The 24,629-nt window shown below is 74.1% G+C and carries 19 protein-coding genes; 10 read left to right on the top strand and 9 right to left on the bottom strand.

Features of this window, described 5'->3' with window-relative positions; all coding sequences use genetic code 11:
* Positions 1 to 136 precede the first annotated feature (136 nt).
* Positions 137 to 1,189: a serine hydrolase gene (locus tag AMIR_RS26470; protein ID WP_015804046.1), complete on the bottom strand. Its 1,053-nt coding sequence runs from the start codon at positions 1,187 to 1,189 to the stop codon at positions 137 to 139.
* Positions 1,190 to 1,334: 145 nt separating this feature from the next.
* Here AMIR_RS26470 and AMIR_RS26465 point away from each other — a divergent pair, with 145 nt between their 5' ends.
* The gene (locus AMIR_RS26465; protein WP_041837040.1) at positions 1,335 to 2,027 is read left to right on the top strand and encodes an SDR family oxidoreductase; all 693 of its coding nucleotides are present in this window, start codon (positions 1,335 to 1,337) and stop codon (positions 2,025 to 2,027) included.
* Between the two features lie 53 nt (positions 2,028 to 2,080).
* On the opposite strand, the gene AMIR_RS26460 is transcribed toward AMIR_RS26465, so the two are convergent.
* Positions 2,081 to 4,567: a glycoside hydrolase family 9 protein gene (locus AMIR_RS26460; RefSeq protein WP_245554550.1), complete on the bottom strand. Its 2,487-nt coding sequence runs from the start codon at positions 4,565 to 4,567 to the stop codon at positions 2,081 to 2,083.
* 300 nt (positions 4,568 to 4,867) lie between these two features.
* Between AMIR_RS26460 and AMIR_RS43100 the strand changes: the two genes are divergently transcribed.
* The 3 genes from AMIR_RS43100 to AMIR_RS26450 all read left to right on the top strand — a co-directional run bounded on the left by AMIR_RS43100 (position 4,868) and on the right by AMIR_RS26450 (position 7,072).
* Positions 4,868 to 5,128, top strand: a complete 261-nt coding sequence (locus AMIR_RS43100) for an alcohol dehydrogenase catalytic domain-containing protein (RefSeq protein WP_049796976.1) — start codon at positions 4,868 to 4,870, stop codon at positions 5,126 to 5,128.
* Entirely contained in the window at positions 5,125 to 5,598 is a 474-nt protein-coding gene (locus AMIR_RS43095) for a zinc-binding dehydrogenase (protein WP_015804042.1), read from the top strand. The genes AMIR_RS43100 and AMIR_RS43095 overlap by 4 nt, the downstream gene beginning before the upstream one ends.
* Positions 5,599 to 5,965: 367 nt before the next feature.
* On the top strand, positions 5,966 to 7,072 hold the full coding sequence (locus AMIR_RS26450; RefSeq protein WP_015804041.1) for a glycoside hydrolase family 19 protein: 1,107 nt from the start codon (positions 5,966 to 5,968) through the stop codon (positions 7,070 to 7,072).
* 150 nt (positions 7,073 to 7,222) lie between these two features.
* Here AMIR_RS26450 and AMIR_RS36255 read toward each other — a convergent pair whose 3' ends face one another.
* Positions 7,223 to 7,774, bottom strand: a complete 552-nt coding sequence (locus AMIR_RS36255) for an alpha/beta fold hydrolase (RefSeq protein WP_143760902.1) — start codon at positions 7,772 to 7,774, stop codon at positions 7,223 to 7,225.
* A 655-nt stretch (positions 7,775 to 8,429) separates the two neighbouring features.
* Here AMIR_RS36255 and AMIR_RS26440 point away from each other — a divergent pair.
* Positions 8,430 to 9,218: a lytic polysaccharide monooxygenase gene (locus tag AMIR_RS26440; protein WP_015804039.1), complete on the top strand. Its 789-nt coding sequence runs from the start codon at positions 8,430 to 8,432 to the stop codon at positions 9,216 to 9,218.
* 69 nt (positions 9,219 to 9,287) lie between these two features.
* Complete coding sequence (locus tag AMIR_RS26435; protein ID WP_015804038.1) at positions 9,288 to 9,908, top strand: DUF305 domain-containing protein; 621 nt, start codon at positions 9,288 to 9,290, stop codon at positions 9,906 to 9,908.
* A 57-nt stretch (positions 9,909 to 9,965) separates the two neighbouring features.
* Here AMIR_RS26435 and AMIR_RS26430 read toward each other — a convergent pair whose 3' ends face one another.
* Together AMIR_RS26430 and AMIR_RS26425 are read right to left on the bottom strand one after the other, a co-directional pair.
* The gene (locus AMIR_RS26430) at positions 9,966 to 10,874 is read right to left on the bottom strand and encodes an RluA family pseudouridine synthase (protein ID WP_015804037.1); all 909 of its coding nucleotides are present in this window, start codon (positions 10,872 to 10,874) and stop codon (positions 9,966 to 9,968) included.
* Positions 10,875 to 10,976: 102 nt separating this feature from the next.
* Entirely contained in the window at positions 10,977 to 11,855 is an 879-nt protein-coding gene (locus AMIR_RS26425) for an SDR family oxidoreductase (protein ID WP_015804036.1), read from the bottom strand.
* A gap of 100 nt (positions 11,856 to 11,955) precedes the next feature.
* Between AMIR_RS26425 and AMIR_RS26420 the strand changes: the two genes are divergently transcribed.
* A complete protein-coding gene (locus AMIR_RS26420) occupies positions 11,956 to 12,528 on the top strand; it encodes a TetR/AcrR family transcriptional regulator (protein ID WP_015804035.1) in 573 nt (190 codons plus the stop codon).
* 178 nt (positions 12,529 to 12,706) lie between these two features.
* On the opposite strand, the gene AMIR_RS26415 is transcribed toward AMIR_RS26420, so the two are convergent.
* From AMIR_RS26415 to AMIR_RS26400, 4 genes are all read right to left on the bottom strand, one after another.
* Entirely contained in the window at positions 12,707 to 13,324 is a 618-nt protein-coding gene (locus tag AMIR_RS26415; protein WP_015804034.1) for a DUF4230 domain-containing protein, read from the bottom strand.
* A 137-nt stretch (positions 13,325 to 13,461) separates the two neighbouring features.
* A complete protein-coding gene (locus AMIR_RS26410; protein ID WP_015804033.1) occupies positions 13,462 to 14,901 on the bottom strand; it encodes a PucR family transcriptional regulator in 1,440 nt (479 codons plus the stop codon).
* Positions 14,902 to 15,043: 142 nt separating this feature from the next.
* Positions 15,044 to 15,640 carry a hypothetical protein gene (locus tag AMIR_RS26405; RefSeq protein WP_015804032.1) on the bottom strand — a complete coding sequence of 199 codons (597 nt, stop codon included), beginning with the start codon at positions 15,638 to 15,640 and terminating at the stop codon, positions 15,044 to 15,046.
* 59 nt (positions 15,641 to 15,699) lie between these two features.
* On the bottom strand, positions 15,700 to 17,664 hold the full coding sequence (locus AMIR_RS26400; RefSeq protein ID WP_015804031.1) for an ABC transporter ATP-binding protein: 1,965 nt from the start codon (positions 17,662 to 17,664) through the stop codon (positions 15,700 to 15,702).
* A gap of 286 nt (positions 17,665 to 17,950) precedes the next feature.
* Here AMIR_RS26400 and AMIR_RS26395 point away from each other — a divergent pair, with 286 nt between their 5' ends.
* The 3 genes from AMIR_RS26395 (at position 17,951) to AMIR_RS26385 (ending at position 24,576) form a co-directional block, all read left to right on the top strand.
* The gene (locus AMIR_RS26395; RefSeq protein ID WP_015804030.1) at positions 17,951 to 18,847 is read left to right on the top strand and encodes a proteasome assembly chaperone family protein; all 897 of its coding nucleotides are present in this window, start codon (positions 17,951 to 17,953) and stop codon (positions 18,845 to 18,847) included.
* Positions 18,848 to 19,244: 397 nt separating this feature from the next.
* Positions 19,245 to 21,272 carry an acyltransferase family protein gene (locus tag AMIR_RS26390; protein ID WP_015804029.1) on the top strand — a complete coding sequence of 676 codons (2,028 nt, stop codon included), beginning with the start codon at positions 19,245 to 19,247 and terminating at the stop codon, positions 21,270 to 21,272.
* Between the two features lie 226 nt (positions 21,273 to 21,498).
* Positions 21,499 to 24,576 carry an AfsR/SARP family transcriptional regulator gene (locus tag AMIR_RS26385; protein ID WP_015804028.1) on the top strand — a complete coding sequence of 1,026 codons (3,078 nt, stop codon included), beginning with the start codon at positions 21,499 to 21,501 and terminating at the stop codon, positions 24,574 to 24,576.
* Positions 24,577 to 24,629 lie beyond the last annotated feature (53 nt).

Below are 24,629 nucleotides of genomic sequence, written 5' to 3'. Positions count from 1 at the left end.
TCCACCTGCGAAAACCGCAAACCCGGCGGCTGGGAGCGCGCCCGGCGGGAGGAACTCCCGCGCCCGCCGGGCGACGCCGTGGTGAATCACCGCTGAATCGACGGCGCGAGTCCGCCGGAACAGCGGAACTCCCCGATCAGCCGCCGTTGTACGGCTGGTGCTTCCGCGACCGGAACACCCTGGAGGTGTTCGCGGTGACCCGCAGCACCGAGTCGTACATGGCCCGGCCGATGCCCGCGCGGGCACGCGCGGCCGGGTGGGTGGCGCCGTAGTCCTCCAGGTGCGAGGCCGTGTCGCCCCGGAACGCGCCGGACGCGAACAGCGCGTAGGTGATCATCGGCTTGCCCTGGGCGTCGAACACGATCCCCGCCTCGTTGCGCCCGTCGTCGAACCAGCCCGCCTTGGTGGCCACGTTCAGCCGCTCGGTCGAGGTCAGCCGCGCCCGGACGCCGTCGTTGAACGAGGTCAGCGACCGCAGCACGTTCAGCAGGTGCGCCGTCGACGCCGCCGACAGCAGCTCGCCGCGCACCAGCTTCTGCAGCAGCGTGAACGTCTCGCGCGGGGTGGTCGTGCCGAGGAAGAACCGGTTCGGGTTCGCCACCGGCACCACCTGGGTGGCGGTGAAGCCCTTGGACCGCAGGATCTCGTTCAGCTCCAGCGCCGGGACCACCAGGCCGCACAGCCGCACCGCGGTGTTGTCCGAGACGGTGAGCAGCGTCGCCAGGACGTGCCCGAGCGTCACCGAGCTGGGGTACGCGCCGTCCAGGCCGAAGATGCCGTCGGTGTCCTGGATGACGATGGCCTCGGTCACGTCGACCCGCTGGTCGAGCGTGAGCAGCCCCCGGTCGACCTTGTCCAGCACCGCGACCGCGACCGCGATCTTGTTGACGCTGTACGCCTCGACCACGCGGTCCGCGTTGTCCTCGACGGCGGGCTTGAGCGTGCCGTCCGGGTCGCTGAACGCGATGTGCGAGGACCAGGTGCCGCCCGAGAGCAGGGTCTGGGCCCGGTAGACCCAGTTGATCTTCAGGCGGGACAGGTCCGCGCTGGTCGGGATGAGCGACTCCCAGTCGACCGCCTCGCCCGCCGCCGTCGGCTGCGCCGACGCGACGCCGCCGAGCGCGACCGTGGCCGCCGCCGCGCCGCCGAGGCCCAGCGCCGCCCGGCGCTTGAACTGCTCGCTCCCCATGACATCCCCCAATCAGTCGATGCCGGTCACACTGAGGTGACCTTGCATCCGTTTTGTACGGAGGGAAGTAGTACAGAGGGTTGTTCGCAGTCACTCTTTTTGGTGAAAACGTTTCGGAATACCGAACCCCGTAGCGTGGTCGCCCATGAAATCAGGGGTTTTCGTGATCACGGGCGCAACGCGGGGCATCGGTGCGGCAACCGCGCGCATGGCCGAGCGCGACGGCTACCGGGTCGTGCTCGCCGCGCGCGACGTCGACGCCCTGCGCCACCGGGAGGGCGAGGACGTCCGCGTCCGCGCCTGCGACGTCCGCTCCTGGGAGCAGGTCTCCGGCCTGTTCGAGTGGGTCCTGGCGGAGTGGGGGCGGGTCGACGTGGTGCTCGCCAACGCCGGGGTCAGCGTCGACACCTCCTTCACCACCGACGACGGCGACCCGCCGGACACCTGGACCGACATGGTCGTCACCAACGTGTGCGGCCCCGCGTTCACCGCCCGCGCCGCCATGCCCGCCCTGATCGCCTCGCGCGGGCACCTGCTGCTCACCGGCTCCGCGTCCGGGCGCGGCGTGCGACCGGGGAACCTCTACTCGGCCACCAAGTGGGCCGTCACCGGGCTGGCCCAAGGCCTCCGGGCCGAGTGCGTGGGCACCGGCGTGCGGGTCACCGTCGTGCAGCCGGGGCTGACCGACACCGGGTGCGTGCCCGCCTCGCGCGCGGGCGACCCGAAGCTCGCGCCCGAGGACGTCGGGCGGGCCGTGATGTACGCGGTCTCGCAGCCGCCGGGCGTGGACGTCAACGAGATCCTGGTGCGGCCCGTCGGTCAGGCCGCGCACCGCTAGCGACGGTGTCCGGCAGGACCGGTGACGGCCCCGCCGGACACCTCAACCGCGTCCTACCCGGCCGAGCACCGGGCCCCGTTGACCGTGAAGGCCGCGGGCGGCTGGTTGGTCCCGCCGTGCGAGCCGTTGAACCCGAGGGTCACCGACCCGCCCGGCCGCACCGCGCCGTTCCAGGCCGCGTTGGTCGCGCGCACCCGGTTGCCCTCCTGGCTCCACACGCCCGACCAGGACTGGGTGATCCGCTGGTCGCCGGGGAACGAGAAGCCCAGCTCCCAGGCCGTCCACGGGGTGGCGCCGGTGTTGCGCACCACCAGGTTCGCGGTGAAGCCGCCCTGCCACGAGTTGGCCTGGTACGACACCGAGCAGCCGCCCTCCGGCTGCTGCGGGGCCTCGGCGACCTCCGCCGCCCACGTGGCCAGCCACACCAGCGCCGAGTTCCAGTTCACCGTGACCTCGTTGACCGAGTACGCCTCGATGTGGTCCACGAAGCACTTCTGCGGCGCGCAGCCCTGGAGCAGCCTGGCCGCGATCGGGTCCTGCAGCGCGCTGTTCGGACCGCCCGACAGCACGCCGGGGGGCGCGATCGGCAGCGACGGGTCCAGCTGGTTCGCCCAGTGCCGGTGGTGCACGTTCCGCACCGGCTGCTCCCCGTACCCGGTGACGTACGAGTACCCGACCGGGTTGCGGCCCAGCAGGTAGTGCAGCGCCTCGAACGCGCCGTCCCGGTACTTCGCCTGACCGGTCAGGTCGAACGCGATGCCGAGCACGCCGCCGTTGTTGGCGACCAGGCCGTTCGAGCCCCAGTCGTAGTTCACCGTGTCGTAGGGGGCCGGGTAGTTCTGCGCCGCCGCCTGCGCCAGCATCCCGTCCGCGACCTGCGCGAACCGGGCCCTGGTCGCCGCGACGTCGGCGGCGGGCAGGCCGTTCGGGACCAGCGCGAGCGTCACGTCGCCCAGCGGCGCGGTGTACGCCCAGTCGATGCCCCGGCCGTTCAGCGCCGCCGCCTTGTAGTGCGGCGACGAGGTGACGTCGGCGCGGTAGCCGGACTTGCCGGTGGTGGTGAGCAGCTCGGCCGCCGCCCAGTAGAACTCGTCGCTGACGTCGTTGTCGTTGTACGCGCCGCCGCCGGTGGCGTCGTTCGGGTCGGCGAGCTTGGCCGGGTTGGCCTTCGCCGCCGCGTAGGCCCGCTCGGCCGCCGCGAGGGCGCGGTCGGCGAACGCCGGGTCGACCGAGCGCCACAGCCGCGCGGCCTGCGCCGCCACGGCCGCGGTGTTCAGGGTCGCCGCGGTGCTCGTCGGGGACAGCCTGCGGGCCTGCGGGTCCTGGTGCGGGAGCAGGGGGAGGCCGGTCCAGTTCACGTCGTGGATCTTGTGGTGGACCATGCCGTCCGGCGCCTGCATCCGGAGCAGGAACTCGACCTCCCAGCGGGCCTCGTCCAGCACGTCCGGCACGCCGTTGCCGCTCTCCGGGATGTTCAGCTTCCCGTCGCCGAGCGCCGCCTCGGTGCCCTTGAGCTTGGCGCGCTCGTAGGAGTTGAGCACCTGCCAGACCGAGATGCCGCCGTTGACCACGTACTTGCCGTGGTCGCCCGCGTCGTACCAGCCGCCCCGCACGTCCAGGGTGTAACCGCAGTCGACCAGGCAGCCGACGGCGCCGTCGCCCTTGTTCGGGGCGACGTCGACGTGACCGGCCGGGCGGGCGTAGGTCTCACCCACGTGGGCGGCCTCGATCGGGGTGCCGCTGCGCTGGTGGTAGAAGAACTTCAGCGCGTCGGTGCGCAGGTCCCCCAGGTGGGAGGCGCCGATGTCGAACGGGAAGCTCGACTCCTCGCCGACGGTGAGCACGTAGCCCTCGCCCTCGGTCTCCACGGCGGAGAAGTCGATCAGGTGCACCGGGTCGCCCGAGGCCGCGTCGGCGGGCTTGGGGGTGGTGGTGCCCCGCGCGACGGTGGCGCCGCCCCTGGTCAGGGTCCACGGCTGCGGTGAGGTCGACGGGTGCAGCGAGGTGGCGCGCTTCGGGCCCTTCGGCAGGTAGCCGACCTGGTCGACGAGGACCTTGCGCGACGGGCCGGTGGGCTCGCCGCCCGGCGGCTTCACCCCGCCGACGAGGGAGACGTCGTCCACGCAGACCGTGCTCTCCTCGGCCAGCGCGCCCAGGTGGAAGGTCAGCTGGCCCGCGCCCGCGTCGGGGAAGTCCAGGTCCGAGGTGAAGGTGAAGGTGAAGCTCTGGCGCTCGGTGGTGAGCTGCACGTCGTGCTTGGCGATCTGGCGGTACGGGCTGACGCCCTCGCCGAGCGCGGCGGCGGCCGGGCGCGCGCGGTCGGCGCGGGCGGTGAACGCGAGCACGTACTGCTGGCCCGCCTCGAACGGGACGCCGTTCTGGCCGATCAGGGCGTCCCACGGGTTGGCGGTGCCGCCGGGGACCCGCGCGCACAGCTCGCCGTCGACGAGCCGGTTGGTCACGCCGGAGCCCGCCCACCAGGGGTCGGCGGTGCCGGAGGCGAACGACCCGTTGACGATCCGCTCGTAGGCCTGCGTCACGCTGGGTGACTGCGCCCGATCGGGGGTCGCCCGCTGGTCCGGTTGCGCGGTGGCGGGGGGCGCGGTGGCCGCTGCCGCCAGGAGGGCCAGTGCGGCCGAGATGGCTGTCGCACGCCGGGGGGCGGGTGTGCGCGGTCTCATGCGGTCTTCCTCCGTCTGCTCTGACGTCGGGTGAACACGGTCCTGGGAGCGCTCCCAGGGAGGGTAGGCGCAGTTCGGGGCGGGGACAAGGACGGGCTTGACCTCCAGTGCGGTTCAGGTCGCAGGTTGGGGAGCCGGTGGCGGGGGAAGGGGAGCGCGGTGCGGTTGGTGCGGATGGCGGAGTTCGGCGGGCCCGAGGTGCTGCGGGTGGAGCAGGCTCCCGACCCGGTGTCCGGTGCGGGGCGGGTGCTGGTGGAGGTGGTGTGGGCGGCGATCACGTTCGTGGAGACGCAGGTACGGGCTGGTAACGCTCCGTGGCCGGTTCGGGTGCCGCTGGTGCCGGGTGGTGGGGTGGCCGGAGTGGTGACCGCGGTGGGGGAGGGGGCGGCGGGGAGCTGCTGGGGCGGGCGGTGGCGGTGAGCACCGGCGGGAGCGGGGGGTACGCCGAGCGGGTGGTGGTGGACGCGGCGGAGGCGGTGGTGGTGCCGGACGGGGTCGGGCTGGACGAGGCGGCGGCGCTGATCGCGGACGGGCGGACGGCGGTGCTGAACCCGGCGGCGGCGGGGTCGGTGGTGGGCGGACCGCTGGGGCGGGCGGCGTACGGGGTGCTGCGGTCGGGTGGGCTGATGGTCGGCTACGGCCGGGCGAGCGGCGAGTGGGCCGCCGTCGACCCCGACGACGCGGCCCGGCGCGGGATCGAGCTGGTGCGCCCGGAGCGCCCGACGCCCGAGCGGATCGGGGCGGCCTTCCGGGAGGCGCTGCGGCACGCGGCGGAGGGGACGCTCGCACCCGTTGTGGGCCAGTGGTTCCCGCTCGAGCGGGCGGCCGACGCCCACGCCGCGGTCGAGGCCCGCCGGACCGTGGGCAAGACGCTCCTGCGGGTCGGCTGATCACGCGGCGGGCGGGTGCGGCGGACCGGCGTCCACCGGCCGCCCGCCGCGTTCGCCCGCGCTGCGGACCCCGGTGAACCGGCGGTTCACCCGACTGCCCGTCCGGCATTCGTGGGAGCGCTCTCCCGCTCGTCATCCCGCGCGGGAAAACGGTGGTGGTCCGGTGGGAACCGGGGTTGCCCGCCCCCGTCGAACTTGATCATCCACAGTGGATCGCATAGGGGTTCACCTGCATGGGAGCGCTCTCATAGTTAGGGGTGCATCCCGGTCGAATGGAATCCGGATGGCCTTGACTGGTGTAGACCAATCCGGTTGAGTCTGGAGACTGTCAGGCACGCAAAGCGCCCCAACCGGGAGATGTGATCACGTGTCGAGAATCCGTGCGGTGGCGGCCTCCGCCGCCCTCGTCGTGGTGGCGGCTCTCGCGGCCGTCGTGCCCGCGACCGCGGGCACCGAGCCCGCCAGCGCCAAGACCGCGGCTGCCGTCCAGGCCGACTGCGCTTGGACGACCTGGACCGCGGGCCAGTGGTACGCCACTGGCGCCATCGTCAAGTACACCGATGGCAAGTACTACATCGCCGAGCACGAGAACCCCGGCTACGACCCGGTGATCAGCACCTGGTACTGGGAGCCGCACAGCGGGTGCGGCGGTGGCACCCAGCCCGGCAACGGCAACTGCAACCACCCGAACTGGGTGGCCGGCCAGTGGTACGCCGCCGGGTCGATCGTGAAGTACACCAACGGCAAGTACTACATCGCCGAGCACGAGAACCCCGGCTACGACCCGGTCATCAGCACCTGGTACTGGAAGCCGCACACCTGCGGCGGCGGTGGCGACCAGCCGCCGAACCCCGGTTCGTTCGTGGTCAGCGAGTCGCAGTTCAACTCGATGTTCCCCGGCCGGAACTCCTTCTACTCCTACAGCGGTCTCGTGGCGGCGCTCAGCGCGTACCCCGGCTTCGCCACCACGGGCAGCGACACGGTGAAGAAGCAGGAGGCGGCGGCCTTCCTGGCCAACGTCAACCACGAGACCGGCGGGCTGGTCCACATCGTGGAGCAGAACACCGCGAACTACCCGCACTACTGCGACACCGGCCAGCCGTACGGGTGCCCGGCGGGCAACGCCGCGTACTACGGCCGCGGCCCGATCCAGCTCAGCTGGAACTTCAACTACAAGGCCGCGGGCGACGCGCTCGGCCTGCCGCTGCTGACCAACCCGTGGCTGGTGCAGAACGACTCGGCCGTGGCCTGGAAGACCGCGCTCTGGTACTGGAACACCCAGACCGGTCCCGGCAGCATGACCCCGCACAACGCGATGGTCAACGGGCGCGGCTTCGGCGAGACGATCCGCAGCATCAACGGGTCGATCGAGTGCAACGGCGGCAACCCCGGCCAGGTCCAGAGCCGGGTGAACGCGTACAACCGCTTCGTCGGGCTGCTGGGCGCCACGCCCGGCGGCAACCTGTACTGCTGATCCACGGCCCGGCGGCGGACCTCCGCTGACGGGCGACGCCGACGGGCCCCTCCCCGCGCCGGGACGACCGGTGCGGGGAGGGGCCCGCGTTGTGCCAGGACGAGGGCGCAGGGCGGGGGAGCGGTGGAACGCGCGGCCCGCGCCGGGGGCTCAGTCCACGCGCAGGTGCGCCAGCACCGCCCAGCCGAACGCGCCCGGCGACCGGGTCCACGGCGGGCTCCCGGCGTCCGGCAGCACCACCCGGCGCACCGACGGCGCCTCGTCGGACAGCTTCTCCGCCCACTCGGTCGGCTCGCCGCCCTCGACCAGCAGCGTCGGCGGCTCCAGGTCCGCGCAACCGGGCGGGAACTCCGGCTCGCCGTCCGGCACGCACACCAGCGCCTCCACCCGCTCCGGCCTGGCGAGCGCGTAGCGCAGCGCCACCGCCGCGCCGGAACCGTGCCCCAGCAACGACATCGTGTCCAGCGCGAAGTGCTCCCGCGCCGCCTCCGCGTCCCGCTCGGCGTGCTCCGGCCGCACCGCGCAGCGGATCACCCGCAGGCGCGGCGCGAGCAGCTCGGCCAGGCCGGTCAGCTCGTCGGGCCATTCGGAGCACAGCAGGAGCGCGTCCCCCGCGCCCGCCTCGGTCGCGGGCAGCGCCGTGCCGTCGTGCGCCGTCACCGAGTGCGGGACGGTCGCGCGCTGTGGTTCCGAGTGCTCCACGTCCACGTGATTACCCGTTTCCCCGGCGTCGACGCGCCGGTGGTGGGCGCGAGCCGGGCGCGGCGGCGGCCGACGTGCCGCCGCGCCCGGCTCGCGGGTTCGCCGGGCGCGGGGAAAGCGCCCGCCGCGACCGGGGCCTCGGGAAAGCGGGTGACCCGTCCGCGCAATTCGGCGCGGCGCCGGAAACGCGCTCGGTCGAGCCGCGCCCTTCCCGGTTCCGCGCCTTCTGGAAAGGTCTCCGCTTTATCCGGGAAACACCGGCGCGACGTCCCGGTCGAACGCCGCCCGGATTTCCGCCGCGCGCCCTGATCGATTCGGCCACGGCGGGTCCAACCGCCGTCGCAGCGCGTGGTCGACGCCCTCGTCCGCCGCGTCCCACCCCTGGTGACGCGGCTCGCGATCGGCGTGCCGCCCTTGCGCCGCATGGCCCTCACGTGGTGGTCTACGTGACGTCACGCCAGTTGGTTCACCACCTTGACCCGCTTGACAATATCGCTTTATGGTCTAGACCAAGCGATGGTCGACGTCTCCCTCCTGTCGGTGCGCCGATACCCAAACCCTGCGGGTCCGGCACACCTGGACGTCCCCACTCGCGCACGAAACCCTGCCAAGGGCGCGCTCGTGGAGCGCGCCCTCGTGAGGAGCTGGACACCCCATGGAATTCAAGCGGAAGCTCGCGGCGGTCCTGGCCGGCGTGGGCGTCACCCCGTTCATCGTCGTGCTGGCGGCGGGCAGCGCCAGCGCGCACGGCTACATCTCGTCGCCGCCGAGCAGGCAGGCCTTCTGCGCCCAGGGCGCGATCCCCTGCGGCAACATCAAGTACGAGCCCCAGAGCGTCGAGGGCCCCAAGGGGCTCACGAGCTGCGACGCGGGTCTGAGCCAGTTCTCCGAGCTGAGCGACGACAGCCGCAACTGGCCGACCACGAGCGTCGGCGGCAAGGTCACCTTCAACTGGACCCTGACCGCGCGGCACGCCACCGCCACCTGGCAGTACTTCATCGGCGGCCAGAAGATCGCCGAGTTCAACGACGGCAACAAGATCCCCGGCGCGACCGTGAGCCACTCGGTCGACCTCGGTGGCCGCACCGGCAAGCAGAAGGTGCTCGCCGTGTGGAACATCGGCGACACGCCCATGGCGTTCTACAACTGCGTCGACCTGCAGGTCGGCGGTGGCGGGAGCACCGACCCGAAGCCCGAGCCCACCACCACCTCGCAGAAGCCGCCGACCACCACGCAGCCGCCGAGCAGCTCCTCCAGCGCGCCGAAGCCGACCACCACCTCGCAGAAGCCGCCGTCGGGCGGCGGCGAGTGGGCGCCCAACACGCCCTACAAGACGGGCGACCAGGTGACCTACAGCGGCGCCACCTACAAGTGCATCCAGGGCCACACCACCCTCCTGGGCTGGGAGCCCTCCGCCACGCCCGCCCTGTGGCAGCGGCTCTGACCACCAGGTGACCGCGCCCCCGGCCAGCGCCGGGGGCGCGTCCCCCTGCACTCGAGGAGCACGAAGCCCATGTCGCACACCAAGAACAGGCGCGCCACCGGCGTCGTCGCGCTGCTCGCGGGCGCCCTGCTGCTGTCCGCCTGCGGGTCGGGCGGCGATCCCGGCCCCGCGCCCGCCGCCGCCACCGACGCCGCGAGCCGGTCCGCCTCCGGGCAGAGCGCGGGCGGCGACCACAACGCCAGCGACGTCATGTACCTCCAGATGGCGATCGAGCACCACCGCCAGGGCCAGGACCTCGTGGAGCTGGCCGAGACCCGCGCCACCCGCGAGGAGGTCAAGACCCTCGCCTCGGCCATCGCGGTCACCCAGAAGTCCGAAGTGGACAGCATGGTGGGGTGGCTCGAGGAGTGGGGCGAGCCGGAGTCCGCCGGGACCGACCCGCAGCTGCACGCCGACCACGGCGGCGACCACTCCACCAGCCCCGAGCTGATCGCCGAGGTCGCGGGCAAGAGCGGCGCCGAGTTCGAGACGGCCTTCCTGAACCTGCTCATCGCGCACCAGCACAACGCGGTCGACCTCACCAAGGTCGTGCGGGAGCACGGCGCGAACCAGCAGACCAAGGAGCTGGCCGAGCGCGTGTTCCAGTCCCGGACCGCGCAGATCACCCAGATGCTCAAGTACCTGAGCTGAGCGGGTCGGACGTCCGCGCGGCGCGGGCGGGTGTGGCACCACCCGCCCGCGCCGGGCTCAGCTCCAGGCCCCGAGCGCCAACGAGCTGGTGAACCGGCGGTGCTCGCCGGTCACCGGGTCGGTGAACTCCAGCACCTTCGCCAGCAGCTGCAGCGGGTCGGTGAAGTCGTCGAGCGGCTTCTCCCGCAGCACCGGGTAGAAGTCGTCGCCCACGATCGGCACGCCGAGCCCGCTCAGGTGCACGCGCAGCTGGTGCGTGCGCCCGGTCGTGGGCAGCAGCCGGTAGCGGCCGAGGTCGCCCCTGCGCTCCGCCAGCTCCACGCGCGTCTCCGCGTTCACCGGCCCCGGCACCTCCTGGGCGGTGATCACGCCCTTCTCCTTGACGATCCGGCTGCGCACCACGCGCGGCAGCTCCAGGTCGTCGCGGACCGGGGCGATCGCCTCGTACTCCTTGCGCACCAGGCGATCGGCGAACATCGTCTGGTACCGCCCGCGCAGCGCCGGGTCGACCACGAACATCACCAGCCCCGCCGTGACCCGGTCCAGCCGGTGCGCCGGGCTGAGCGCGGGCAGGTCGAGGTCGCGGCGCAGGCGGACCAGCGCGGTCTCCACGACGTGCTTGCCGCGCGGGATCGTGGCCAGGAAGTGCGGCTTGTCCACGACCAGGATCGCGTCGTCGCGGTGCACCACGGAGATCTCGAACGGGACCGGGACCTCCACCGGCAGGTCCCGGTGGAACCACACCGCGCCGCCGGGGACGAACGGCGCGTTCGGGGCCACCGGGCCGGTCAGGTCGTGCACCCGGCCCTCGGCGAGCATCAGGTCGACCCGCTCGGCCGGGACGGGGAGCCGGTCGACCAGGTGGTCGCGCAGCGTCGCCCACCGCCCGTCCTCCGGCATCCGCAACCGGGCCGGGTCCAACCCGTGCCGCTGGGACAGCCCGGCCGGTCTCTGCTTGCGCCTCACCGGGACATTGTCGCTGATCGGGAGCGCGGCCCGGGACGGCGCCGTCCGGGACGGCGAGGCACGGGACGGGGTGCGGCCAGGACCGCGCGGGGCCGCGTGGGCTCAGGCGAAGTAGTGCCCCGCCTCCAGGTCGGCCAGCAGGCCGGGGCCGGTGGGGCGCCAGTCGAAGGACTCGGCGGTCAGCGCGGCCGACGACGGCTGGTCCACGCCCATCAGCGCGCCGACGAAGCCCAGCCCCGAGACGTCGCCGCCGGTCGCGGGCACGCCGAGGCGACGACCGATGACCTCCGCCACCTCGCGCAGCGGCACGCCCTCGTCACCGACCGCGTGCAGCACCGCGCCCGCCTCGGCCCGCTCCAGCGCCACCCGGTACAGCCGGGCCGCGTCGGCCACGTGCACGGCGGGCCAGCGCTGCGACCCGTCACCCGCGTGCAGCGCGACGCCCGCGCTCCGGGCCGCCGCCACCAGCATCGCCAGGAACCCGTGGTCGCCCTCGCCGTGCACCGACCTCGGCAGGCGCAGCACGGACACCCGCACGCCCCGCTCGGCCAGCCCCAGCGCCAGCGCGACGTTCCCGCCCCGGTCGCCGGGCGCGCCGGTGGGCGCCAGGCCGTCGTGCTCGGTGGACGACCGGCCTTCGACGAACGGCGTGCCCGCCGTGACCACCAGGGGCTTCCCGGTGCCCGCCAGCACGTCGCCGAACGCCGCGATGGCCTTCGCGTCGATCTCGACGGCCTCGGTGAACCGGGTGAAGTCGTGCACGAACGCCAGGTGGACGACGCCGTCCGCCGCCTCGGCGCCCGCGCGCAGCACCGCCAGGTCGGTCAGGTCGCCGCGCAGCACCCGCGCGCCCGCCGCCTCCACGGCCGCCGCCGACGCGTCCGACCTGGCCAGGCCGGTGACCTCGTGGCCGGCCGCGATCAGCTCGGGGACGACCGCCCGGCCGATCCAGCCGGACGCTCCCGTGACGAGAACCCGCATGTCCCACTCCTCCGCGTGCCGCCCCACCGCCAGTGATGGGACTTAGTCTCATGACCGTAGCACAGTGATGGGATCAAGTCCTGTCGCATAGGATGGGGGCATGGGCAGATGGGAGCCGAACGCCCGCGAGCGGCTGCAGCGGTCGGCGCTCGCGCTGTTCGCCGAGCGCGGGTACGACAGCACCACCGCCGCCGGGATCGCCGAGGGCGCGGGGCTGGGCAAGAGCACGTTCTTCCGGCACTTCGCGGACAAGCGCGAGGTGCTCTTCGACGGGCAGGAGCTGCTGAACGAGGCCCTGGTCGCCGCGATCGCCGCCGCGCCGGCCGAGGCCGGTCCGTACGAGGTGATCGGCCTGGCGCTGGACGCGATGGGCGCGTTCTTCGGGCCGGAGCGGCTGGAGTGGGCGCGGCAGCGGCAGGCCGTCGTGCAGGCGCACAGCGAGCTGCGCGAGCGCGAACTGCTCAAGATCGCCTCGCTCACCGAGGCGTTCGCCGCCTCGCTGCGGGCGCGCGGGCTGGGCGCGACGGCCGCCGGGGTCGCGGCCGAGCTGGGCGGGCTGGCGTTCCGGGCCGCGTTCGCCGGGTGGATCGACCCGGACAACGGGCTGGGGTTCCCGGAGGTGGCGCGGCGGGAGCTCGCGGCGGTGCGGGAGGCGGCGGCCTCGCTCGACTGAGCGCGGGGTCGGCTCGCGGGGCCGTCGCTCAAGACCGGTGCTCGGGACCGGTGCTCAAGACCGGTGCGCGCCACCGCTGCGCGGCAGGGGAGAACGAGAGCGGGACGGGCCCCGAGGACCCGTCCCGCGACGGTTGGTCGACCTGCGCCTGCCGGTTCGCCCGGTCAGCTCGTGCCGGTCAGTCGTCCGACCCCCGGAAGCTCACCTGGTAGCCGAGCGCCCCGAGCATCCCGGTCAGCATCTTCTTCGTGCTGTCCACCGCGCGCTTGCGCAGCTCCGACGTCTGCGCGGCCTCGGCCAGCTTCTGCTCGGCCGCCACGTAGAACGCCTGCTGGTCCTGCGCCTGGACCAGCGAGGCCAGCCGGTCGAACAGCCCGCGCTCCTGCGCGAACACGTAGCACTTGTCCTGCTGGAGGTTCGGCTTGTCCAGCTGCGGCGACGGCAGGTCGATCTCGACCGTCTTGTTCTCCTGCGACACGGTCATCGCCCGCTCGTCCATGGTGCTGAAGTCCACGAACGCGTTGACCGTGCCCGCCGCGACGAACAGCGTCCGCTGCCCGGCCAGCGCGTCCGGCACGAACCGGACGTCCTGCTCGATGTCGAGCACCACCTGGTAGTCGCCCGCGGCGGCGTGGAACTGGCTCAGGTCCCGCAACGACTTCAGCACGGCCGGTTGCGACCGGTCGACGACGTCGGTGCCGAACGGGTCCCAGACCTTCGTCAGCGTGAGCGTGCCCAGGACGGCGGCGGCCAGCAGGACCACGACCCCGGCGAGCACGCCGATGCGCCTCTTCATGCGCCGGGTGTACCCGATCGCCCGCGTCCGCAACCCGGCGGGGGTCGATCGCTTCGGGCGGCGGCTTCGGGGGTGCGCCGCGAGGGGCGGGTTCCCCCTGGCAGGGGGAGGGGGGACCCGCCCGTCCCGCAGCGGCGTCAGCGGGGGTCGGCGGGGGAGCGCGCCGGGTGGCGCGGACGTGGCGCGGGGCCGCGCGCGGGCCGGATCGCCTGCGCCGGTTGGGGATTCGCCGTCCTGGGGTTCGCCGCCGGGGAGTTCACCGCCTTGGGGTTCGCCGCCGGAGGCTTCCGCACCCCGGGATCCGCCGCCGGTGGGTTCGCGCGGGACGGCAGGGCGGTCACCCCGGCGCGCGCCCGCTCGACCGGTTTCGCGTCGTGCAGCAGCAACCGCGCCCGCAGCGCCATCTCCAGCGCCAACCGCTCGTCCGGGTCGTCCAACCGGTCGCCGAGCAGCCGCTCCACCTGGTGCATCCGGTAGCGGACGGTCTGCGGGTGCACGCCCAGCCTGGCCGCCACCTCCACCACCCCGCCCCTGGTGCCCAGCCACGCCAGCAGCGTCGTCTCCAACCGGTGCCGCTGCTTGGCGGTCAGGTGCGCGAACACCTCCAGCGCCCGCCCGACCAGCGCCTCCACCAGGAACTCGTCGGCGAGCAGCGCCAGCACCGCCAGGTGCTCCTCGCACCAGGTGACCCGCGCCTGCGGCAGCAGCCCCCGCCGCACCAGCCCGAGCGCCCGCCGCGCGCAGCCCAGCGACCGGCGCGCGTCGGCCAGCGGCACCACCGGCCCCACCGCCGCCCGGCGCCCGCGCAGCTCCGCCTCCAGCCCGCGCCGGTCGGCCGGTCCGCCCAGCACCAGGCACGGCTCCGAGCTCTCCAGGTCCAGCAGCACGTCCCGGCCGAACGCGGGCGACGGCAGCTGGTGCTGGTCCTCCCGGTACTCCAGCGCCACCACCGCGACCCGCTCCGGCAGCCGCCAGTCCGTGGACGCCGCCAGGTCCGCCAGCGACCGGGCCGACGCGGGCGACTCGCCCAGCAGCACCTTGAGCAGCTGCCTGCGCCTGCGCTCCAGCGCGCCGCTCGCCCCGGCCTGCGCCTCCGTGTAGCCCTCGACGGCGACCCGGCACAGCTCGTCCACCCAGGCGAAGATCGCGTCGGCCACGGCGAACAGGGCGTCGCTGGGCAGCCCCAGCTCGCGCCCGTGCTCGCTCAGGTGCCGCCACACCACGCGCGCCCCGACCCGCACCGCGTTCTGCAGCGCGTCCATCGTGCGGCCTTCGAGGAACTCGACCCGGCCGCTGTAGCGCAGCACCGCCTGCCAGTCGCCGGTCGGCGCGTCCGGGTCGACGATCGACTCGAAGCACTGGAAGATCGCGGTCTCCACCGAGCCGACCAGGACCTCGCGGAACTTGCCCTCCAGGGGCTGGGCGTAGGCGGGGACGGAGCGCCGGATCTCCTGCACGGCGTCGCGCACCAGCACGCCCGCGATCGGTTGGAGCCTGCGCGCCAGGTCCGGCGGCACCGACGACCACGGCGCGGACCCGCGGGACCGGGAACCCCGGCCGCTCATTGGCATCGCCATGCGCGTCGCCTCCGTCGGGCGGAGCACCGCCGTGGGACCCCGCCCGACTGACCATAAAACACCGGGTCGGCGAGTCAAACGACCATTCGGAGTGCTCAGCGGCGTCCTGCGGGGCAGGCGCGCGGGGGCGGCGCGGGGGCGGTCAGCCCATCTCCTCGCGCTCCTCCCGGTCCTCGCCGCGCTTGCGCAGGAACGTGAAGCCGGGGATGCCGAGCACGGCCTGGCGCACGTCGTCGGCGATCTCCATGAGCTGGTGGATGTCCGGGCCGACGCGGTCCAGGGTGGCGAGCATCGGCAGCACGTCCTCCAGCAGGTGCTTGGTGAGCACCGGGAGCTGGTCGACGAGCTCGATGGCGGCGTCGATCTCCTGCTCGGTGAGGTCGTCCACGAACCGCTTGGCCAGCGGTTGGGCCTGCTTCGCCAGCGGGGCGTAGGACTCCAGCAGCTCGCGCGCGGTCCGCGCGGCGGACCCGGCGTCGGTGGTGATGGCGGTCGCGGTGGCGGTGACCCGCTCGGCGGTGACCGTGACGACCTCGGCCCTGGCGGTGACGGCACTGGCGCGCGCGACCAGCGCCTCGGTCTCGTCGAGCACGGCGCGGGTGCGCGCGAGCAGCTCCTCCGCCCCGCGCACCACGGCCTCGGCCGAGGTGAGCAGCCCGAGCACCCGACCGGGCACGGAGACCGCGGTTTCCACGGTCGAGCGGGCGAGTCCGAACAGGGCACGCGGCGTCAGTTCCACCGGTCCAGTCTGCCGCACCGGTGGAACCGACGTCGTGGATCAGGCGGGGGACGGCCGGGTCACGGCGCCACCACCGCCCGTCCCGCACCGCCACCGGCCGCTCCGGAGGTCCCCGCGGTCCCGGAAGCCCCCGCGCGCCCCGAACCCGCAGCCTCCCCCGCGGCCTCCTCGGCGAACTGCGTCCGGTGCAGCTGCTCGTACCGCCCGCCCGCCGCCAGCAGCTCCGCGTGCGTGCCGCGCTCCACGACCTGCCCGCCCTCCACCACCAGGATCACGTCCGCCGACCGGATCGTCGACAGCCGGTGCGCGATCACCAGCGCGGTCCTGCCCGCCAGGGCCTCGCCGAGCGCCTCCTGGACCTGCGCCTCCGACGTCGAGTCCAGGTGCGCGGTCGCCTCGTCCAGCACCACCACGCGCGGGCGGGCCAGCAGGACGCGGGCGATGGTCAGCCGCTGCCGCTCGCCGCCGGACAGCCGGTAGCCGCGCTCGCCCACCACCGTGTCCAGGCCCTCCGGCAGCGACGCCACCAGCCCGTCCAGCCTGGCCCGCCGCAGCGCGTCCCACAGCTGCTCGTCGCTCGCCCCCGGCGCGGCCAGCAGCAGGTTGTCCCGCACCGACTCGTGGAACAGGTGCCCGTCCTGCGTCACCACGCCCAGGCTCTCGCGCAGCGAGGCCGAGGTCGCGTCGCGCACGTCCACCCCGGACACCAGCACCGCGCCCGAGTCCACGTCGTGCAGCCGGGGCAGCAGGGACGCGATGGTCGACTTCCCCGCGCCTGACGACCCCACCAGCGCCACCAGCTGCCCGGGCTCGGCCGTGAACGACACCCCGCGCACCACCTCCTCGCCGCCGCGCGAGTCCAGCACCGCGACCTCCTCCAGCGAGGCCAGCGACACCTTGTCCGCCGCCGGGTAGGAGAACCGCACGTCCCGGAACTCCACCGCCGCGGGCCCGTCCGGGATCGCCACCGCGCCCGGCTTCTCCGCCACCAGCGGCTCCAGGTCCAGCACCTCGAACACCCGCTCGAACGACACCAGCGCGCTCATCATCTCGACCCGAGCGTTGGCCAGCGCGGTCAGCGGCGCGTACAGCCTGGTCAGCAGCAGCGCCAGCGACACCACCGACCCGGCGTCCAGCTCGCCGCGCAGCGCCGAGTAGCCGCCGAGCCCGTACACCAGCGCGGTGGCCAGCGCGGACACCAGCGTGAGCGCGGTCATGAACACCGTGGTGGCCATCGCCTTGCGCACCCCGATGTCGCGCACCCGCCGCGCCCGGTCCGCGAACTCCGCCGACTCGCGCTCGGGCCTGCCGAACAGCTTCACCAGCGTCGCGCCGGGGGCCGAGAACCGCTCCGTCATCCGGTCGCCCATCGCCGCGTTGTGCCCGGCCGCCTCCAGCTCCAGCGACGCCAGGCGGGAGCCCATGCGCCGGGCCGGGACCACGAACACCGGCAGCAGCACCAGCGCCAGCAGCGTGATCCGCCAGGAGAAGCCGATCATCACGGCGAGCGTGAGCGCGAGCGTGACGACGTTGCCCACGACCCCGGACAGCGTGTCGCTGAACGCCCGCTGCGCCCCGATCACGTCGTTGTTGAGCCTGCTGACCAGCGCCCCGGTGCGGGTGCGGGTGAAGAACGCCACCGGCAGCCGCTGCACGTGGTCGTAGACGACGGTGCGCAGCCGCAGGATCAGGTTCTCGCCCAGGCTCGCCGACAGCCACCGCGCGAGCAGCCCCAGCCCCGCCTCCACGAGCGCGATCACCGCGATCAGCCCGGCGAGGCCCGCCACGAACCCGGTCGTGCCGCCGGACACGATCGCCTCCACGACCCGCCCGGCCAGCACCGGCGTGAGCACCGCCAGCGCGGCGGCCAGCACGCTGACCACCAGGTACTGCGCGAGCTTCGGCCGGGACACGTCGGCGAACCGCCAGATCCGCCTCAGCGCCGCCGCCGACAGCGGCTTGCTCGACTGCCGCGCGTTGGCGACGTGGTGCAACGAGTGCCAGGCCGTGGTCTCCATGTCCATGGGCCGAAAGCTAGAACCTCGACCATTGTCGAAGTCAACGCGATAACCCGACCGCCGAAGTGTCGTCACCCGGACGTGGTGGGTGGACCGGGCCCGGATGGTGCTGGTGTGACGCCTGCGGGTCGGGTGGGTGACGGTCTCGTTTCCGCCTTCGGGGTGCGCGGGGTCCGCCGGGCGGGGGAGCCGGGACCGCCGCCACACCGACCCGACCGGCGGGGAATGGAACCGGGACCGGCGGCGTTGCCACCTGGACAAGGGGCACGGAAAGCACACTTGGAGGCACGTCGTGGCGCAGGACCCGGAGGAGCTGTTCGAGGTCGACTCCGACGTCCCGGACCTGACCGGAGCGGTGCTCCTGCACCACTTCGAGGGTTTCATGGACGCCGGGTCGGCGGGCGGGACGCTGGCCGAGCACCTGCTCGAGGCGCACGAGCACCGCGTGGTGGCGCGCTTCGACGTCGACGACCTGATGGACTACCGGGCCCGCAGGCCCAGCATGACCTACGCCACCGACCGCTGGGAGCACTACGACGCCCCCGAGCTGGTCGTGCACCTGCTGCACGACGCGGTCGGCTCGCCGTTCCTGCTGCTCACCGGCCCCGAGCCGGACCGCCGCTGGGAGGCCGTGACGCAGGCCGTCATCGCGCTGGTCGAGCGCTGGGGCGTGCGGCTCGCGGTCGGGTTCCACGGCCTGCCGATGGGCGTGCCGCACACCCGCGAGCTCACCGTCATCTCGCACGCCACCCGCCCCGAGCTGGTCGTCGAGCGCTCCCCGTTCAACCGGGTGCAGGTGCCCGGCAACCTGGGCGCGCTGGTCGAGCTGCGGATGGGCGAGGCCGGGCTGGACGCGATGGGCTTCGCCGCCTACGTGCCGCACTACCTCGCGCAGGGCAGCTACCCGGCCGCCGCGCTGAACCTGCTGCGGTCCGTGGCGAAGGCCACCGGGCTCGCGCTGTCCGGCGACGCGCTGGTCGAGAGCGCCCGCCGCACCGACGCCGAGATCGCCAGGCAGGTCGCCGAGTCCAGCGAGGTGGCGCAGGTCGTGGAGGCGCTGGAGCGGCAGTACGACGCGTTCACCCAGGCGTCGGAGAACCTGCTCGTCGGCGAGGACGAGTCGCTGCCGAGCGCGGACGAGCTGGGCGCGGAGTTCGAGCGCTTCCTGGCCGAGCAGCAGCGCGACTGACCGGGACCGGGCGGCGCGGGCGAGGACCCGTGCCGCACGGCCCGCGCGGCGGCGCGCCTCCTGGGCGGGAGCGCGCTCTCCGGCGACCGATCTCCCGCCACGTGCAACCCCCTGCGCCCTCCGGCGCGTTGTAGTGGTGAGACCCCCGCACGGGCGAACCTGAAGACCCTGACCAGTTCGCCCGAATGCTCCGGTTGATCTTGTGATGTCCCCCGCGGGCCCCTGACCAGCGGCGCTCCCCGGCCCATCACCGCACCGTGACGGGCCCGCTCACGGGTTGTCCGGAAAAGCTGACAAAACCCTGAAGATAGCGCGTCCGCCCCGAGTGGCGTGGGAAAACGCGTGGGAGCCTGCGAGAACCCCCACCTCTCGAAGGCTCCCCTGAAGGACCCCTCAGTTGACCTCTGACGTGCTCGCCCAAGCGCCACCCCGCCCCGTCGAGGGCAAACGCCGCTACCGCACGGAGCTGCAGGGCCTGCGCGCCATCGCCGCCCTGCTGGTCGTCGTGTACCACGTGTGGCTCGGTCGCGTCTCCGGCGGCGTGGACGCGTTCTTCCTCATCTCCGGCTTCCTCGTCACCGGCCAGCTCACGAGGATGGCCGAGCGGGGCGGGGTCCAGTACCGCACCTACTGGCTGAACACCGCCAAGCGGCTGTTCCCCGCCGCCTCGGCGGTCCTGCTGGTCACGGTCATCGGCAGCGTCATGTTCCTGCCGGAGCACCGCTGGCCGGTCACCGTCGAGGAGGTCTTCGCCTCGCTGCTGCTGCTGGAGAACTGGCAGCTGACGAGCGCGGCGACGGACTACTTCAACTCGCACGTCGAGGCCAGCCCGGTGCAGCACTTCTGGTCGCTGTCCGTGCAGGGCCAGATCTACCTGACCTGGCCGCTGCTGGTCGGGGCCGCCGCGCTGGCCGCGCGGCACCTGCGCATCAACGCGACCCGCGCGGTCGCCGTCGTGCTCACCCTGGTGTTCGCGCTGTCCCTGGCGCACTCGGTGGAGCTGACCAACGCGAACCAGCCGCTCGCCTACTTCTCCACCACGACCCGCCTGTGGGAGTTCGCCCTCGGCGGCCTGCTGGCGCTGGCGATCGACAAGGTCGAGCTGCCCGCCAGGCTCCGCCTCGCGCTCGGCTGGCTGGGCGTTCTCATGCTGGCCTCCTGCGGGATGCTGCTCCAGGTCGGCACGATGTTCCCCGGCTGGGCCGCGCTGTGGCCGACCGTCGCCACCTCGCTGGTGCTGCTGGCGGGCCACACCGGCAGCCCGATCGGCGCCGACCGCCTGCTGAGCACCCGCCCGCTGCGCTACCTCGGCGACATCTCCTACAGCCTGTACCTGTGGCACTGGCCGATCCTGGTGCTGTACCTGGTGGCCCGCGACCGCACCGAGGTCGGCCTGCTGGGCGGCCTGGGCATCATCACGCTGTCGCTGCTGCTGGCCGCCTTCACGCACCGCTACGTCGAGCGCCCCACCCGCAAGGGCCGGTTCCGCCTGGTCGCGGCGGCCATGGTGCCGGTGATCGCGGCCACCGCCGTGTGGCAGCTCACCAGCGACCGGCGGCTGACCGGCTACGTCGCCGAGGTCTCCGACGACAGCCACCCCGGCGCGATCGCCCGCACCGAGGGCTACGCGTACGCCGGTGACGACAACGCCCGCCTGGTGCCGCCGATGGTGGCCATGACCGACCAGTGGTCGCTCATCCCCGGCGCGAGCTGCGAGCGGCCCGACCCGGCCGCCCCGCAGCTGGAGGTGTGCACCGGCCCGGCCGACGGCGAGCCCACCAGGAAGGTCGTCATCGTCGGCGACTCGCACGCGCAGCAGTACACCGAGGCGTTCCTGCCCACCGCCGAGCGGCTGAACTGGCAGCTCATCACGATGATCAAGGGCGCCTGCCCGTTCTCCACCGAGTCGGAGACCGTGCGCGGCGACCGCGACTGCGAGGACTGGAACGCTGCGGCGGCCGAGCGGATCGTCGACCTCAAGCCGGACGCCGTCGTCACCATGGCCACCAGGACCATCCGCCTGGACCACGACGAGGAGACCCCCGACGGCTTCGTCGCGCAGTGGCGGAACCTGGAGGAGGCGGGCATCCCCGTCGTCGCCATCCGGGACAGCCCGCGCTACGACTACTCGCCGTCCGAGTGCGCGGCCCGCTACGGCGCCGAGGACGAGCGGTGCGTGATGAAGCGCTCCGACCTGCTCGCGCTGACCATCGGCCCGCCGTACGAGCGGCGCGACGACATCCCGGCCAACGTCAGCTTCCTCGACTTCACCGACTACTACTGCACTGCCGACATCTGCCCGCCCGCCATCGGGAACGTGCTGCTGTACTTCGACGACAACCACCTGACGTCGAGCTACATGCTCACCATGAACCCGATCGTCGAACCGGCGGTGCTCGGCGCGCTGGGCTGGAACGAGGAGTAGTCCACGCGGGACCGATCACGCCAGGGGGGCTCGGGCAACCGGGCCCCCCTCCGCGCGTCTGCACCACTGTCGGGCACGCGTGCGACAATCGTGGTGATCTTGGACGGGGATCAGGCCCGTTGTCCCGCAAAGGGTTGCACGCGGCCCGAAGCTGCCGAGCAGGAACCCGAACCCGGCGACCGCGCCGGTGGGACACTCGGTCGCGGGAACCGGGGGAGGGGCACACATGCGCATCCGGCTGCTGGGGCCGGTCGCGGTCGGGACGGACGCCGTCCAGGCCGCGCTCGGCGGACCCAAGCCGAAGGCCCTGCTGGTGGCGCTCGCGCGCCAGGGCGGGCACGTCGTCGGCATCGACCGCCTGGTCGACCTGCTGTGGGGCGAGACACCACCCGCGTCCGGCACGGCGCTCGTGCACACCTACGTCTCCCAGCTGCGCCGCGCGCTCGCCAAGGTCGGCCTGCCCGACGCCCTGCGCACCAGCTCGCCCGGCTACCGCCTCGTCGCCGAGCCCGGCGACTGCGACGTGGACGTGTTCACCGCCGAGCACACCGCCGCCCGCGAGGCCGAGCGCTCCGGCGACCACGCCGCCGCGCACGCCGCGTACGGCCGCGCGCTGGCCCTGTGGCGCGGCCCGGCGCTCGACGGCGTCGACGCGGACTTCGCGCTGGCGTGGGCGCAGGAGCTGGCCGAGCACCGGCTGGCCGCGCGCGACGGCCTCGCGCGGACGGCGCTGGCGCTGGGCCGCCCGCTGAGCGCGGCCGACGAGCTGCGCGGCCTGGTCGCCGAGCACCCGCTGCGCGAGGAGAGCCGGGCGCTGCTGATGCGCGCGCTGGCCGAGTCGGGCAGGCAGGCCGACGCGCTGGAGGTCTACCGGGACGGCAGGCGGCACCTGCTGGACGAGCTGGGCATCGAACCCGGCCGGGGCCTGCGCGAGCTGCACACCGCGATCCTGGACGGCTCCCTGACCACCCCGGCCGCCGACGTGCCGCGCCCCGCCGCAGCCGCAGCCGCAGTCACGGCCACCGCGACCGCCGCCCCGGCCCGCCCGCTCACCCGCACCCTGCCGCCCGACATCAACGACTTCACCGGCCGCGCCGACGAGCTGGCCGCGATCCTCGCCCTCGGCGCCACCGGCCCCGACCGCCCCGCCGCGCCCGTCGTGGTGGTGTCCGGCGCGGGCGGCACCGGCAAGTCCGCGCTGGCCGTGCACGCCGCGCACCTGCTGGCCGAGCAGTACCCGGACGGCCAGCTGTTCACCGACCTGCGCGGCCACGGCGCCCCACCCAGCGCCTCCACCGTGCTGGCCCGCTTCCTCGGCGCGCTCGGCGTGCCCGTGGAGGACCTGCCACCCGGCCTGGACGACCGCATCGCCCTCTACCGGCGGCACCTGACCGGCCGCCGCCTGGTGATCGTGCTCGACAACGCCCGCACCGAGCAGCAGGTGCGCCCGCTGCTGCCCACCGAACCCGGCTGCCTGGTCCTGGTCACCAGCCGCGCCCGCCTCGCGGGCCTGGGCTCCGCCGTGGACCTGGAGGTGTTCGACGCCGGGTCGGCGGTGGAGATGCTGGGCCGGATCATCGGCTCGGACCGGGTCGCCTCCGCGCCCGACGCCGCCCGCCGCATCGCGACCCTGTGCGCCGGGGTGCCGCTGGCGATCCGGGCGGCGGGCGCGAAGCTGCTGGCCCGCCCGCACTGGCCGCTCAAGTCGCTGGCGACCCGGCTGTCCGACGAGCGGCGGCGGTTGGACGAGCTGACCGTGGGCGACCTGGCGATCCGCTCGTGCCTGGGCCTGAACTACGCCGAGCTGGACGAGCGCGCCAAGCACGCGTTCCACCTGCTGTGCCTGCTGGACCTGCCGGACTTCGGCTGGTGGGTGGCCGCCCCGCTGCTGGGCGTGGACACCGCGACCGCCGAGGACCTGGTGGAGAACCTGGTCGACCTGCGGCTGCTGGACGTGGCGGGCATCGACCCGATCGGCCGGGTCCGCTACCGCTTCCACGACCTGGTGCAGCTCTTCGGCGCGGAGCTCGCCGCCCAGCACGAGCCGCCCGGCGCCGCCACCGACGCGGTCGCCGCGTGCCTGGCGGCGTGGGCCGACCTGGCCGAGACCGGTGTGAAGGGCCTGCCGCGCGTCACGCTCAGCCCCCGCCTGCCCGCCGCCCCGGCCGGGGCCCCGAGCACCGATCCCGAGCTGGTCGCCGAGGTCGAGGCCGACCCGGCGGGCTGGCTGGACGCCGAGACCGCCGCCGCCGTGCGCGCCGTCCACCGCGCCCACGAGCTGCGCGTCGACGCGGTGACCACGCTGCGCGTCGCGGTGCTGCTGTCCTCGGCGTTCGCCGCCCGCAACGAGTTCGAGGCCTGGCAGCGCACCCTGCGGGTCGCGCTGGCGCTGGCCGAGGAGAGCGGCGACCCGCGCGCCGGGGCCGTGGTCCTGGCCGGGCTGGGGCAGCTGCACGCCGAGCTGGACGAGTACGACGAGGCCCTCGCGCACTTCGAGCGGGCCCTGGAGCGCGCCGACGCGGCCGGGGACGACGCGGTGCGCGCGGTGTGCCTGGCGGGCACCGGCACCGCGCACCGCGAGCGCGGCAACCCCGAGCTGGCCGCCACCGCCCTGACCGCCGCCGCCGAGCTGGGCGCCGCGCTGGCCGACGACGCCGTCGTGGCCGCCGCCGAGTACGGCCTGGGGGCCCTGCGCCGCGACCTGGGCGACCTGGCGGGCGCGGCGGACCGGTTCGACCGGGCCGTGCGCCGCTACGCCGCGGCGGGCGACCGGCGCGGCGAGGCGCTGGCCCTGCGCGGGGTGGCGCTGTGCCACCGGGCGCGGGGTGAGCACCGGGTGTCCGCCGAGCTGTGCGAACGGGCGGCGGTGGCGCTCGACGAGGTCGGTGACGCCCTCGGCGCGGCCTACGCCCGCCAGGCGTGGGCCAAGGCCGCCCTGCGCCTGCCCGGTTCCCCGACCGCCGAGCTGGCGGCCTGCCTGGACGCGTGCCTCGCGGTGTGCGAGCGCGGCAACGACCGGTTCGGCGTCGCGCTGGTCACCCGCACCACCGGCGAGCTGCACCTGTCCCGAGGCGACCTGGCCACGGCCCGCGAGCACCTCCGCGCGGCGCTGGCGGGCTGGACCGAGCTCGGCCTGGACACCTGGCGCGCCCGCACCCTGCGCGACCTGGCCGCCGCGGACCCCGAGCACCAGGACGAGCACTGGGCGCTGGCCCGCGAACTGCTCAGCGGCACCGGGGCCCGCGAGGAGCGCGAACTCGCCGAGACCACCCCCGTGGGCTGGCGCGCCGCCGTCGTCCGCTGACCCCTGGACCGGCACACCGACCTGGAGAAAACCTCCAGACCGCGCCCCCGCCC

The sequence above is a fragment of the Actinosynnema mirum DSM 43827 genome (assembly GCF_000023245.1).
GTDB classification, from domain to species: Bacteria; Actinomycetota; Actinomycetes; order Mycobacteriales; family Pseudonocardiaceae; genus Actinosynnema; species Actinosynnema mirum.
Note: the sequence above shows the minus strand (reverse complement) of the source record. Positions and strands in the feature narration are given on the sequence as shown.